Here is a 12,672-nt window from a genome sequence, read left to right as displayed (position 1 = left end):
CGCGGCCATCGTTGCGGCGCGGCTCAGGCCTTTGAGGTGTGGCATCGGGTCAGTGGTCGTGTTGCAGCTTGTAGCTTGTGGCTTGCCGCTCCCCGGGTCACAAACGACTCATTGAAGGCCTGTTCTGACATTCGTCCCGGCATGACTGAACAAAGACTTGGCTTTGGCGTTACCATGTCCCTTTGCTTTGCGCTGAGGGTGAATTATGAAGGCACCAGTTCGGGAGCTTCTGGATTTGTTTGACCTGGAGCAACTGGAAGACAACCTGTTCCGGGGGCAGACCCAGGCCAACGGCCAACGAAGTGTTTTTGGTGGCCTGGTGGCCGGTCAGGCGTTGCTGGCGGCGTCGAAGACGGTGTCGGAGGAGCGCCCGGTGCACTCACTGCATGCCTATTTCCTGCGTCCCGGTGATTTCAATGTTCCCATCGTCTATGACGTGGAGCGCATCCGTGACGGCAAGAGCTTTACCACTCGCCGGGTCAAGGCGATCCAGCATGGACGCCCGATCTTTTCTCTCGCCGCCTCCTATCAGGTGGTAGAAGAGGGCGCTTCTCACCAGGCCACCATGCCGGAGGTGCCGGATCCGGAAACCCTGGATACCGACCGTGCCATTCGCATGAAGCTGGTGGAACGTTTGCCTGAGCAGTATCGCAAGGACTTCCTGACCGAGCGGCCGGTGGAGTTTCGTCCGGTGACGCCACTGGATCCGATTTCCCCGGAGCCCAAGGCGCCAGTTCGGGAAGTGTGGTTCAAGGTCATTGATAGGGTAGATGCCAGCCCGGTACTGCATCGGGCCTTGCTGGCCTATTGCTCGGATTTTGGCTTGATGGGCACGGCCATGCTGCCCCACGGCATGAACTTCTGGCAGGCCAACACCCAGTGCGCCAGCATCGACCATGCCATGTGGTTCCATAACGACTTCCGTATTGATGAGTGGCTGCTGTATCGCAGTGACAGTCCGTTTGCCGGGGGCTCCAGGGGAATGAATTTCGGTTCCATCTACCGTCAGGATGGCACTCTTGTTGCCTCTGTTGCCCAGGAAGGGCTGATTCGTCAGCACCGCTCTGACAGCCCGGCCTGATGAAGCGGCTGCCTGCTCTGCTGGAGGAGGTCAGTGCCTGCCGGTTGTGCGAAGCGCATCTTCCGCAGGGACCCCGGCCGGTGGTGCGGGCGGGAGAGGGGGCCCGACTATTGATTGTAGGTCAGGCTCCCGGCACCCGTGTCCATGAGACCGGCATCCCCTGGAATGACCCCTCCGGCGACCGGTTGCGCGACTGGCTGCAGCTGGACCGCGGTGCGTTTTACGATGAAAACCGCATTGCCATCATCCCCATGGGATTCTGCTATCCGGGCAGGGGCAAGGGGGGTGACCTGCCTCCGCGGCCGGAATGTGCCCCCCAGTGGCACGCCCCGTTGCTGGCGGAGCTGCCGAATCTCCAGTTGACGTTACTGGTTGGCCAGTATGCCCAGCGCTATTACCTTCCAGAGCCTGGAAAGACTCTCACCGATAACGTGCGGGAATACCACAAGGCTCTGAATCACGGCTTCTTCCCCTTGCCGCACCCCAGTCCCCGCAATCGTCTGTGGTTGCGCCTACTTCCCTGGTTCGAGGAAGAAGTGGTGCCGGCGTTGCGGGAGCAGGTGGCGAAGGTGCTGTCTGTGTAAATGGGGTAGAAGCGAGTCACGAGTCACGAGTTGCGAAAACCAGGCATCGCGGGTCAGCAGGTTTTTGCCTTTCGAAACTCGCTTCTCTTAACTCGTAACTCGGAATTTCAACCCGCAGAGCAGTGCCAGGCAGCAAGAGTGCTTGAATCTGGAGGGCTTGCTACCTTTGCGGGTGGATAAACACGCCGTTTGGCGGTATCATCCGCGCCCCAAACTCCACCGCTGGTGACCAGCGAGACCGGGCCCTGCAGAGCCACTCAACGGTTTCCGTCACCTGAACCCAAACTGAGAGGGGCATCTCCGTGAGCAAACTGGAAGACCATTTCGGCCGCTGGAAAAACCGCGAAGAAATTGCAGAGAGCATGATTCCGGTCATCGGTCGCCTGCAGCGCGAAAAGAACGTGACCACTACCGTTTACAGCCGCGCTCTGGTCAACAAGTCTGTTATCCAGATCCTGAAAGCACACCGTTTCGTCAAGCAGGTTGAAGATACCGAGCTGTCCGTGGTGGACACTTTCCCGATCATGCAGGAAGTGGCCAAGCTGGACCTGGGCCCTTGCCGCATTGATGTGGGTAAGCTGGCGGTGGAGTACAAGAAAGACACCCGCGGTCTTTCTGTCGAAGATTACGTGCGTGCCGAGCTGGCAGAAGCCACCAGCAACAAGGCCTCCATGCCTGAGCCCACCGATGTGGTGCTGTACGGTTTCGGCCGTATCGGTCGTATCCTGGCTCGCCTGCTGATCGAGAAAGTCGGTTCCGGCAATGGTCTGCGCCTGAAGGCTATCGTGGTACGTGAGTCCGGCAAGGGTGACCTGCAGAAACGCGCCAGCCTGCTGCGTCGTGATTCTGTGCACGGTCCGTTCGCCGGTACCATCGCCGTTGATGAAGAAGAAAATGCCATCATCGCCAACGGCAACTTCATCAAGGTGATCTACGCCAACGACCCGAACACCATCGATTACACCCAGTACGGTATCAACAATGCCGTGGTGATCGATAACACCGGCAAGTGGCGTGATGTGGAAGGTCTGTCCCAGCACCTGAACCGTCCTGGTGTGTCCCGTGTGATGCTGACTGCGCCGGGCAAAGGTGATATGAAAAACATTGTTCACGGTGTGAACAACAACATCATCGAGGACAGCGACAAGATCATCTCCGCTGCCAGCTGTACCACCAACGCCATCGTGCCCCCGCTGAAGGCGCTGGAAGACAAGTTCGGTATCGAGTTCGGTCATGTAGAGACCGTGCACTCCTACACCAATGACCAGAACCTGCTGGATAACTTCCACAAGGGTCCCCGTCGTGGTCGTGCTGCCCCCCTGAACATGGTGCTCACCGAGACCGGTGCTGCCACCGCTGCCGCCAAGGCGCTGCCGTCTCTGGCTGGCAAGCTGACCGGTAACTCCATTCGCGTTCCCACCCCGAACGTGTCCATGGCGATCCTGAACCTGACGCTGGAGAAGGAAACCACCCTGGAAGAGCTGAATGAATACCTGCGCTGGGTAAGTCTGCACTCTCCGCTGCAGCGCCAGGTGGATTTCGTCAGCAGCCCGGATGCGGTTTCCACTGACTTTGTCGGATCTCGTCACGCTTCCGTGATTGATGCCGAGGCTACCATTGTCAACGGGCGCCATTGTGTACTGTACGTCTGGTACGACAACGAGTTCGGTTACAGCTGTCAGGTGCTGCGTATCCTTCAGCAGATCTCCGGGGTGGAATTCCCGCAGTATCCGAAGGATTGATCCTGATCAATGAGAAAAGGCCCGCGTTATGCGGGCTTTTTTTCGGCTGCCGCAAGGCGCCAAAAAAGTGCGCTATGGGTGCGCCATGGTGGGGCGGTACGACAAAAGTCGGTCGCCAAGCCTCTGGCGGACAGGCGGTCGCGTCTTTATAATGTGCGCCGCCAGCTATGGCTGGCTCCCAAGTGCAAATTCCGGATTTTGCGTGAATCCCCGGCAATTACCCGTTTTCGGGGTGATTTTCGGAGATTTGCCTCGACTTCAGCAACACGCAACGTGGGCGAGTAACTATGATTAAAGTCAGGAAGGGCCTGGATCTGCCCATCACTGGTGCACCGCGCCAGGAAATTGAGGAAGGTCATCAGGTTCGTTCTGTTGCCGTGCTCGGCGGTGACTATGTGGGTATGAAGCCCACCATGGAAGTCCGCGAAGGCGATGTGGTCAAAAAGGGCCAGGTCATCTTCACTGACAAGAAAACCGAGGGTGTGAAATACACCGCTCCTGCGGCTGGCAAGGTGCTGGCAGTGAATCGCGGCCACAAGCGCGTACTCCAATCCGTGGTGATTGAAGTGGCCGACCAGGAAGATGAAGTCACCTTTACCTCTTACAGCGCCGATCAACTGTCCGGCCTTGACCGTGCTGCCGTTCAGCAGCAGCTGGTGGATTCCGGTGAGTGGACGCTGCTGCGGACTCGTCCCTTCGGCAAGGTGCCGGCTCCTGAATCTGCGCCGAACTCCATTTTCGTTTCCATTCTCGATACCAACCCGCTGGCCATGGAGCCAGCTGTGGTCATCAAGGAAAACGAGCAGGCATTTCGTGCCGGCCTCACCGTACTGAGTCGTCTCACCGACGGGCCGGTATGGGTGTGCCGCGGTCCCCAGACAGATCTGCCCAGTTTCGCTGGCGGTCAGGTGCGCGAAGAAACCTTCGCCGGTAAGCACCCGGCTGGCAACGTGGGCACCCAGATCCATTTCCTGGACCCGGTCAGCATGAACAAGACCGTATGGAGCGTCGGTTATCAGGACGTGATCGCCATCGGCAACCTGTTCACCAACGGCAAGATTTCCAGCGAGCGAGTGGTGGCCCTGTGTGGTCCCCAGGCCAAGACCCCGCGTCTCCTGCGTACCCGAGTGGGTGCCAGTGTGGAAGATTTTACCCTGGGTGAGCTGAAGAGCGGTGACAACCGTCTGGTGTCCGGTTCTGCACTGAACGGCCACAACGCTCGCGGCCCGCTGGCGTGGTTGAATCGTACCGCCAATCAGCTGACCGCACTGCGTGAAGGTCATGAGCGCGACCTGCTGGGTTACATCTCCCCGGGTATCAACCGCTTCTCGCTGATGAATATCTACCTTTCCAAGTTGATGCCCGGCAAGCGTTTCAACTTCACCACCACCACCAATGGTTCCGAGCGTGCCATGGTGCCGGTGGGCGCCTACGAAGAAGTGATGCCGCTGGATATTCTGCCTACCCAGCTGCTGCGTGCCCTGATTGTCGGGGATACTGACAGCGCTACCGCGCTGGGCGCTCTTGAGCTGCTGGAAGAAGACCTGGCCCTGTGCACCTTCGTGTGCCCGGGCAAGTATGAATACGGTCCGATCCTGCGCGACAACCTCACTACCATTGAAGCGGAGGGCTGAGCATGGGCTTGAGAAACTATCTGGACAAGAACATCGCTCCCCATTTCCACGAGGGTGGCAAGTTCGAGAAGTACTACACCTTCTACGAAATGTTCGACACTATGCTGTACAGCCCGGATTCGGTAACCCGAACCGGTGCCCACGTGCGTGATGGTCTCGACCTGAAGCGCATCATGATGACGGTTTGGTTCTGTACCTTCCCGGCCATCCTGTTCGGTCTGTGGAACACCGGTTACCAGGCCAACATGCAGATTGCCGAGCTGGGCGCGAGCCCGATTGCCGGCTGGCGCAGCGATCTGGTCATGGCCTTGACTGGCTTTGATCCCAACAGCCTGCTGGCCAACATGCTGCACGGCGCGGTTTACTACATTCCCATTCTGATCACTGTCTACCTGGGCGGTTTCATCTGGGAAGGGCTGTTCGCCTGGAAGCGTGGCCATGAAGTGAACGAAGGTTTCTTCGTCACCGGCATCCTGTTCACCCTGATTCTGCCCCCGGCGATCCCGCTGTGGCAGGTATTCCTGGGTATTTCCTTTGGTGTGGTGATCGGCAAGGAAGTGTTCGGTGGTACCGGCAAGAACTTCCTCAACCCGGCTCTGGTGGGTCGCGCGTTCCTGTACTTCGCCTACCCGGCACAGATGTCCGGTGATGCGGTCTGGACTGCGGTGGACAACTTCTCCGGTGCAACTTCCCTGTCCCTGGCTGCGTCCGGCAGCCTGAACTATGCCGCTGACCTGACAGCCAATGCCCTCAATGAAGGTGCGGCTGCGGCTACTGCCAGCCTGACCTGGATGAACACCTTCCTGGGCAACATTCAGGGCAGCATCGGTGAAACCTCCACCCTGGCCATCCTGATTGGTGGTGCCGCACTGCTGATGACCAAGATCGCTTCATGGCGCATCGTGCTGGGCGTGTTCCTGGGCATGGTCGGCATGTCTGCCATCTTCAATGCTACCGGTTCCGACAGCAACGCCATGTTCGCCATGCCGTGGTACTGGCACCTGAGCGTGGGTGGTTTTGCCTTCGGTATGATCTTCATGGCCACCGACCCGGTGTCGGCTTCCATGACCAACACCGGCAAATATATTTTTGGTGCCTTGATTGGTGTGATGACGGTCCTGATCCGGGTGATCAACCCGGCCTTCCCGGAAGGCATCATGCTGGCAATCCTGTTCGGTAACCTGTGTGCGCCGCTGATTGACTACTTTGTCACTCAGGCAAACATTCGTCGTCGTCTGCGTCGTACCGGGGGAGTAGCGTAATGGCTGGAAAGAACGAAAGCGTCAGCAAGACTCTGCTGGTTGCCTTCCTGGTGTGTGTGGTCTGTGGTGTGGTGGTTGCCACCGCTGCAGTCAGCCTGCGCCCGGTACAGAACGAGAACAAGCTGATCGACAAGCGCATGAATATCCTGCAGGCCGCAGGCATGTATCAGGCCGGTGTGGATGTGAACGAACAGTTTGCGACCATCGAGCGCAAGTTTGTTGATATCGATAGCGGCGAATACGTCGAGATGCCGGAATCCTATGACCAGCGTAAAGCGGCCAAGGATCCCAAGCAGTCCGAGCGCCTCAGTGGTGACGAGGATAAAGCCTCCATCAAGAGCCAGGCCAAAGTGGCAGAAGTGTACCTGGCCCAGGATGAAAACGGCGAACTGAGCCGTATCATCCTGCCGGTTCACGGCTATGGTCTGTGGTCTACCCTGTACGGTTTCCTGGCGCTGGAGCCGGATGCCAATACCGTCGCGGGTCTGGGCTTCTACGAGCACGCTGAGACTCCTGGTCTGGGCGGTGAAGTGGACAACCCCAAGTGGAAGGCCCTGTGGCACGGCAAGAAACTGTTCGGCGAGCAGGGTGAGGTGGAAATCCAGGTCGTCAAAGGCACCGTGGATTCCAGCACCCCGAATGCAGAGCACAAGGTCGATGGCCTGGCCGGCGCGACCCTGACCAGCAACGGGGTGAATAACCTGCTGCGCTTCTGGGTGGGCGAAAACGGGTTTGGTCCTTACCTCGAGCGCATGCAGCAAGCGAGCAATGTCACTGAAGAAAGCAGTGAAGCGGCTTCAGTCAGTGAGACTGTGGAATCCAGCGAGCAGCCGGAAGGAGACGCGTAATGGCGGAGAAAACCAAGGACATCCTGTTAGGTCCGATTTTCGACAATAACCCCATCGCGCTGCAGATCCTGGGTATCTGTTCCGCGCTGGCGGTGACCAGTAACCTGAGTACTACGGTTACCATGTGTATCGCGCTGACCGCGGTAACAGCGTTCTCGAACCTGTTCGTGAGTGCCATCCGCAACAGCATTCCGTCCAGCATCCGCATCATCGTGCAGATGACCATCATTGCCTCGCTGGTAATCGTGGTGGACCAGTTCCTGAAAGCCTATGCCTACAGCATTTCCAAGCAGCTGTCGGTATTCGTAGGGCTGATTATCACCAACTGTATCGTGATGGGTCGTGCGGAAGCCTTCGCCATGAAGAACCCGCCGATCCCGTCTTTCCTGGATGGTATTGGTAACGGTCTGGGTTACTCCGTGATCCTGCTGGGTCTGGGCTTCACCCGTGAACTGCTGGGTGCTGGCAGCCTGTTTGGTCACCAGATCCTGCCCAAGGTGTCTGATGGCGGCTGGTACCTCACCAACGGCATGATGCTGCTGCCGCCGAGCGCCTTCTTCCTGATCGGTCTGTTCATCTGGGCTATCCGTGCGTGGAAGCCGGCTCAGGTAGAAGCAGATGATTTCAAGATGAAGCCCAACACCCGTGTCAGCGACGCGTTTTAACGGAGACGAGGAATGTTTGAACATTATCTAAGCCTGTTCGTCCGCGCCGTCTTTGTTGAAAACATGGCGTTGGCCTTCTTCCTGGGTATGTGTACCTTCATCGCGGTATCCAAGAAGATCTCCACTGCAATCGGCCTCGGTGTGGCGGTAGTCGTGGTGTTGACCATTACCGTGCCGGTCAACAACCTGCTGCTTACTTACCTTCTGAATGAAGGTGCGCTGTCCTGGACCGGTATTCCCGAGCTGGCCAAGCTGGACCTGCGTTTCCTGGGCCTGCTGAGCTATATCGGTGTTATCGCCGCGCTGGTACAGATCCTGGAAATGGCCCTGGACAAGTATGTGCCGAGCCTCTACAACGCGCTGGGTATCTTCCTGCCGCTGATCACCGTGAACTGCGCCATCATGGGTGCGTCCCTGTTCATGGTGGAGCGTGACTACAACTTCGGTGAATCGGTTGTGTATGGCCTGGGTGCTGGTACTGGCTGGGCGCTGGCGATCACGCTGCTGGCGGGTATCCGTGAAAAGCTCAAGTACAGCGATGTACCGGACGGTCTGAAAGGGCTGGGCATCACCTTCATTACGGTAGGTCTGATGTCTCTGGGCTTTATGTCATTTTCCGGCGTGCAGCTGTAAGGGGAGAGTGGAATCATGAGTATCGAGATTATTCTCAGTGTGGTCATGTTCACCGCCATCGTGCTTGCGCTGGTTGGTGTGATTCTGACTGCACGTTCCCGCCTGGTTAGCACCGGCGATGTACACATCGATATCAACGGCGATGCCGATAAAGGCATTGATGCCCCTGCCGGGGGCAAGCTGCTGGGCACCCTGGCTGACCAGGGTATCTTCCTGTCTTCTGCCTGTGGTGGTGGTGGTACCTGTGCGCAGTGTCGCTGTCAGGTGCTGGACGGTGGCGGTGACATCCTGCCCACCGAAGAAGGCCACTTCACCAAGGGTGAAATCCGTGATGGCTGGCGCCTGAGCTGCCAGGTCAACGTGAAGCAGGACATGAAGGTCAAGGTGCCGGAAGAGTTCTTTGGCGTGAAGAAGTGGGAGTGCGAGGTTGTTTCCAATGACAACGTGGCCACCTTCATCAAGGAACTGACCCTGAAATTGCCGGAAGGCGAGAATGTGGACTTCCGTGCTGGTGGTTATGTGCAGCTGGAAGCGCCGCCGTTTGATATCAACTTCTCTGACTTTGAAATCGGCGAGGAGTACCGTGGTGATTGGGAGCGTTTCAACTTCTTCGATCTGAAAACGAAGAATACCGAGACCGTGATCCGCGCCTACTCCATGGCCAACTACCCGGAAGAGAAGGGTATCCTCAAGTTCAACATCCGGATCGCCACTCCGCCTCCGGGTTCCAAGGATATCCCGCCGGGCATCATGAGCTCCTTCGTGTTCAACCTGAAGCCGGGTGACAAGATCACTGTGTTCGGGCCCTTCGGTGAGTTCTTCGCCAAGGACACTGATGCCGAGATGGTGTTCATCGGTGGTGGTGCCGGCATGGCGCCCATGCGCAGCCACATCTTCGATCAGCTCAAGCGCCTCAACTCTGATCGCAAGATGAGCTTCTGGTACGGTGCCCGTAGTGTTCGTGAGTGTTTCTACACCGAAGAATACGATCAGCTGGCAGAAGAAAACGATAACTTCCAGTGGCATCTGGCCTTGTCCGATCCACAGCCGGAAGATAACTGGACTGGCCTCACCGGCTTCATCCACAACGTGCTGTTCGAGCAGTACCTCAAGGACCACCCGGCCCCTGAAGACTGTGAGTTCTACATGTGTGGACCGCCGATGATGAACGCCTCGGTCATCAAGATGCTTGAAGACCTGGGTGTCGAGCCGGAAAACATCCTGCTGGATGATTTCGGCGGCTGATCCCGAACGCCGGCCCTCGGGCCGGCGTTTTTGTATGAGCTACAAGCTGCAAGCTTCAAGCTACAACGTGTGCCAGGGCCTGGTGTTCCGCAAGGTTTGATCTCACGTCCACCAGGAAGCGCGGGCACTGACTCGCAAAACCGGATATCTCATCCCGTGTTGCAGCTTGAAGCTTGTAGCTTGATTCTCCCACATACCGGTACCAAACCATGACCCGCATCCTATCCCTGCTGGTGCTTTCCCTGACCCTGATGTTGTGCGCCTGTGATGACAGCAAGAATCGCTTGTCTGTTCTCAGCGGTCCGACCATGGGAACAACCTGGAGCGTCAAGTACACCGGCGAGCCTGAGGAGGGCGTGGAAGCGCTCAAGGTAGATATCGAGGCGGCGCTGGAACAGGTGAATGCGGAGATGAGCACCTATCGTCAGGATTCGGTGCTGAGCGGGTTTAATCAGGCTGAGGCCGGTACCGTGGTCACTCTGCCGGAAGACATGACCCGGGTGATGAAAGCCGCCTTTTCCCTATCCGAGATGACAGGCGGAGCCTATGACGTGACGGTGGGGCCGTTGGTCAACCTGTGGGGATTTGGTCCGGATCCTGATCGCTTTGAGCCGCCGCAAAGCGAAGCGATTGAAGTGGCCAGAAGCCGGGTAGGCTGGCAGTCCCTGCTGCTCAATGGCCGGGATCTGCTGCAGCCTGGCGACCGTTATGTTGATCTGTCATCCATCGCCAAGGGCTTTGCCGTGGACAAGGTGGCGGAACTGCTTGACCAGCAGGGTTTGAGCAGCTGGCTGGTGGAAGTGGGAGGCGAATTGCGGGCCCGTGGCACCAAGCCCTACGGCAAGCCCTGGCGTATCGCTGTGGAGCGCCCGATCCCCGGTGTACGGGAGGTTGAGCAGGTAGTCGCCCTCAAGGACATGGCCGTGGCCACCAGTGGGGATTACCGGAATTTCTTCGAATCTGATGGTAAACTGTACTCACACACCATCGATCCCCGTACTGGCTACCCGGTGCAGCACAAGCTGGCGTCGGTATCGGTACTCCATGAGAGTGCCATGATGGCAGACGGGCTTGCCACGGCCATGACGGTGCTGGGCCCGAAAGAGGGCATGGCGTTTGCCAAATCCCATGAACTGGCAGTGTTCTTCATTGTCAGAACTGATAACGGCGTGAAAGAACTGTCGACCCCCGCCTTCGACGCAATCGTAGAGGACAAGTGACATGTTGATGACCATTATCATTGCTGTGGTGTTTATGGGCCTGCTGTTCGCCGGCATGGCTATCGGTGTGATCATGTCCAACAAACCGCTGCAGGGTTCCTGCGGCGGTCTGGCCAACCTGGGTCTGAAAGAGGGCTGTGAGATCTGTGGCGGCGATCGCGGCAAATGCGAAGAGAACAGCAAGAAAGTCGACAGCGAAAAAGCCGCGGCTCTCGGTAAGGATGTGATGAAAATGTAAGCCGAGGCCTTCCGGTATTACAGATAAAAGCCCGCCTCGCGCGGGCTTTTTTGTGCGCATTTGACTGACACAGGAGTGACGAGTTTCGAGGAGCGAGTTACGAAAGGCAAAACCCTCGAAGGCTCTCAGGATGTCGGTTTTGCTCTTCGAAACTCGAAACTCGAAACTCGAAACTCGAAACTCGAAACTCGCTGGACAGGACTACAGGGTTGGTGGAGCTCCTGGCGTCTCTGAATGGTGTTACGTCCCCAATACCACCGCCGTACGCAGTTTGGCCTGGCCGTATTTGCGCATCTGTTCGAATTTCTCCCGGGAAATGGGGACATGCTGACAGTCCAGGGGGGCCTGGTCTTCGCCGGGGTCCGGGTCGTGGATGTAGAAACATTCCTCATCGCTGCCGCTGATGGCCACCCAGTGGGGCGCCTTGCGGCCATCCAGTCGCCAGGTGCTAATCAGCACCAGCACAATCTTTCCGTCGCTAACAGCCTGATCCAGATCGACGGCGGTGAAATCCTCATAATTCACCGCAATGCCGTCCTCGCGGCAGGTTTCAACGAAATACTGGTGCAGGGTGGTGATCACCGATTTCTTGTCCGGGTCCCGCACGGAATCCACGAACAGCGGACCTGTCTGGTTACACCAGACCGAGGCATCAAGCCCTCGTCGGTGCGCGGCGATAGCCAGTCCCATGGGATGGCAGCCACCATGACCCGCAGTCATGAAGATGGTGGTGGCTTCGCGCCACAGCAACAGCTCTTCGGTGGTGTCAGGAGTCTGTCCCTTCAGGGCGGCGAGAGCCATGAGCAGGCAGGCTGGACCGCAGGTGAAGGGGGTGCTTTGTTGTACCCAGGGCAGGTGCAGGCGAGCATCGTTGGCGGGTCGATAGTGCAGGCGTTTCTGGTAGCGCAGGGCGTCCTGGTGATCCTCGTAATAATCCGGGGCCAGACCGAACAGCTTGTAGCCGCGTTTTTCATACAGGGCGATTGCGCCGGGATTGTCCTTGCGGACTTCCAGTCGTAAATACAGCCGTCGTTCCTCATGGGCATAGGCTTCTGCTGCTTCCATCAGCCTTTCGCCCAGCTTCAGACCCCGCTGTGCGGGATCCACGGCAATGGAATACAGTCGTGCCAGGCGTGTGCCGGGTTGCAGTAGCACCAGTGCATAACCGGCGACTTCCTGTTTCGGGCTGACGGCCACGATGAGGCCTTCATGCTGGCGCTTGATCCATTTCTTGAAACTGCGACGGGACAGCCGGTCGGAATCGAAGCAACGTTGTTCCAGCGCGCTAAGCGCATCCAGATCGGCGGGCAGAGCAGGGCGGAGGGAGACGGAGCACATGGTCCTTGTTCCTGATAGGTAGCTCAGCATAAGGCAGCTGCAGCACGGGGAGCCAGAAGATTTTGCGTCGTGAAGTAGCGAGTAACGAGAAGCGAGTATCGAAGAGCAAAACCAATACCTCGATGGCCCCACCGTTTTTTTGCCTTTCGAAACTCGCTTCTCGCAACTCGTACACTGGTGCA

At 57.9% G+C, this 12,672-nt stretch carries 12 protein-coding genes; 11 read left to right on the top strand and 1 reads right to left on the bottom strand.

What is annotated here, in order from left to right; all coding sequences use genetic code 11:
* Nucleotides 1-205: 205 nt before the first annotated feature.
* The 11 genes from tesB (at nucleotide 206) to nqrM (ending at nucleotide 11,152) form a co-directional block, all read left to right on the top strand.
* Nucleotides 206-1,081 carry an acyl-CoA thioesterase II gene (gene tesB / locus MWU49_RS03450; RefSeq protein ID WP_246968167.1) on the top strand — a complete coding sequence of 292 codons (876 nt, stop codon included), beginning with the start codon at nucleotides 206-208 and terminating at the stop codon, nucleotides 1,079-1,081.
* The gene (locus tag MWU49_RS03445; protein ID WP_246968165.1) at nucleotides 1,081-1,665 is read left to right on the top strand and encodes a uracil-DNA glycosylase family protein; all 585 of its coding nucleotides are present in this window, start codon (nucleotides 1,081-1,083) and stop codon (nucleotides 1,663-1,665) included. Before tesB ends, MWU49_RS03445 begins: the two co-directional genes overlap by 1 nt.
* A 302-nt stretch (nucleotides 1,666-1,967) precedes the next feature.
* Nucleotides 1,968-3,407: a glyceraldehyde-3-phosphate dehydrogenase gene (locus MWU49_RS03440; protein ID WP_246968162.1), complete on the top strand. Its 1,440-nt coding sequence runs from the start codon at nucleotides 1,968-1,970 to the stop codon at nucleotides 3,405-3,407.
* Between the two features lie 287 nt (nucleotides 3,408-3,694).
* Nucleotides 3,695-5,041 carry a Na(+)-translocating NADH-quinone reductase subunit A gene (locus MWU49_RS03435; protein WP_246968159.1) on the top strand — a complete coding sequence of 449 codons (1,347 nt, stop codon included), beginning with the start codon at nucleotides 3,695-3,697 and terminating at the stop codon, nucleotides 5,039-5,041.
* Nucleotides 5,042-5,043: 2 nt separating this feature from the next.
* The gene (locus MWU49_RS03430) at nucleotides 5,044-6,303 is read left to right on the top strand and encodes an NADH:ubiquinone reductase (Na(+)-transporting) subunit B (RefSeq protein WP_246968156.1); all 1,260 of its coding nucleotides are present in this window, start codon (nucleotides 5,044-5,046) and stop codon (nucleotides 6,301-6,303) included.
* A complete protein-coding gene (locus tag MWU49_RS03425) occupies nucleotides 6,303-7,151 on the top strand; it encodes a Na(+)-translocating NADH-quinone reductase subunit C (RefSeq protein ID WP_246968153.1) in 849 nt (282 codons plus the stop codon). The genes MWU49_RS03430 and MWU49_RS03425 overlap by 1 nt, the downstream gene beginning before the upstream one ends.
* The gene (locus MWU49_RS03420; protein WP_246968150.1) at nucleotides 7,151-7,816 is read left to right on the top strand and encodes an NADH:ubiquinone reductase (Na(+)-transporting) subunit D; all 666 of its coding nucleotides are present in this window, start codon (nucleotides 7,151-7,153) and stop codon (nucleotides 7,814-7,816) included. Before MWU49_RS03425 ends, MWU49_RS03420 begins: the two co-directional genes overlap by 1 nt.
* A 12-nt stretch (nucleotides 7,817-7,828) precedes the next feature.
* Entirely contained in the window at nucleotides 7,829-8,449 is a 621-nt protein-coding gene (nqrE, locus tag MWU49_RS03415; protein ID WP_153501577.1) for an NADH:ubiquinone reductase (Na(+)-transporting) subunit E, read from the top strand.
* A gap of 15 nt (nucleotides 8,450-8,464) precedes the next feature.
* Nucleotides 8,465-9,694 (top strand): NADH:ubiquinone reductase (Na(+)-transporting) subunit F, encoded by a 1,230-nt coding sequence (gene nqrF, locus MWU49_RS03410; RefSeq protein ID WP_246968148.1) that lies wholly within the window; start codon nucleotides 8,465-8,467, stop codon nucleotides 9,692-9,694.
* Nucleotides 9,695-9,903: 209 nt separating this feature from the next.
* A complete protein-coding gene (locus tag MWU49_RS03405; protein ID WP_246968146.1) occupies nucleotides 9,904-10,914 on the top strand; it encodes an FAD:protein FMN transferase in 1,011 nt (336 codons plus the stop codon).
* Between the two features lies 1 nt (nucleotide 10,915).
* A complete protein-coding gene (gene nqrM / locus MWU49_RS03400; protein WP_246968144.1) occupies nucleotides 10,916-11,152 on the top strand; it encodes a (Na+)-NQR maturation NqrM in 237 nt (78 codons plus the stop codon).
* 240 nt (nucleotides 11,153-11,392) lie between these two features.
* Here nqrM and MWU49_RS03395 read toward each other — a convergent pair whose 3' ends face one another.
* The gene (locus MWU49_RS03395) at nucleotides 11,393-12,490 is read right to left on the bottom strand and encodes a GNAT family N-acetyltransferase/peptidase C39 family protein (RefSeq protein ID WP_246968142.1); all 1,098 of its coding nucleotides are present in this window, start codon (nucleotides 12,488-12,490) and stop codon (nucleotides 11,393-11,395) included.
* Between the last annotated feature and the right edge of the window lie 182 nt (nucleotides 12,491-12,672).

It is taken from the genome of Alcanivorax sp. S6407 (assembly GCF_023016115.1).
Taxonomy (GTDB): Bacteria; Pseudomonadota; Gammaproteobacteria; order Pseudomonadales; family Alcanivoracaceae; genus Alcanivorax.
The sequence above is the reverse complement of the archived record's forward strand: the minus strand, read 5'-3'. Positions and strand labels throughout refer to the sequence as shown.

Coding starts and splice junctions, on each gene's coding strand:
- MWU49_RS03395 (WP_246968142.1), bottom strand. CDS start 12,490: ATGTGCTCCGTCTCCCTCCGCCCTGCTCTGCCCGCCGATCTGGATGCG.
- MWU49_RS03425 (WP_246968153.1), top strand. CDS start 6,303: ATGGCTGGAAAGAACGAAAGCGTCAGCAAGACTCTGCTGGTTGCCTTC.
- nqrM (WP_246968144.1), top strand. CDS start 10,916: ATGTTGATGACCATTATCATTGCTGTGGTGTTTATGGGCCTGCTGTTC.
- nqrF (WP_246968148.1), top strand. CDS start 8,465: ATGAGTATCGAGATTATTCTCAGTGTGGTCATGTTCACCGCCATCGTG.
- MWU49_RS03420 (WP_246968150.1), top strand. CDS start 7,151: ATGGCGGAGAAAACCAAGGACATCCTGTTAGGTCCGATTTTCGACAAT.
- MWU49_RS03430 (WP_246968156.1), top strand. CDS start 5,044: ATGGGCTTGAGAAACTATCTGGACAAGAACATCGCTCCCCATTTCCAC.
- MWU49_RS03405 (WP_246968146.1), top strand. CDS start 9,904: ATGACCCGCATCCTATCCCTGCTGGTGCTTTCCCTGACCCTGATGTTG.
- MWU49_RS03435 (WP_246968159.1), top strand. CDS start 3,695: ATGATTAAAGTCAGGAAGGGCCTGGATCTGCCCATCACTGGTGCACCG.
- nqrE (WP_153501577.1), top strand. CDS start 7,829: ATGTTTGAACATTATCTAAGCCTGTTCGTCCGCGCCGTCTTTGTTGAA.
- tesB (WP_246968167.1), top strand. CDS start 206: ATGAAGGCACCAGTTCGGGAGCTTCTGGATTTGTTTGACCTGGAGCAA.
- MWU49_RS03445 (WP_246968165.1), top strand. CDS start 1,081: ATGAAGCGGCTGCCTGCTCTGCTGGAGGAGGTCAGTGCCTGCCGGTTG.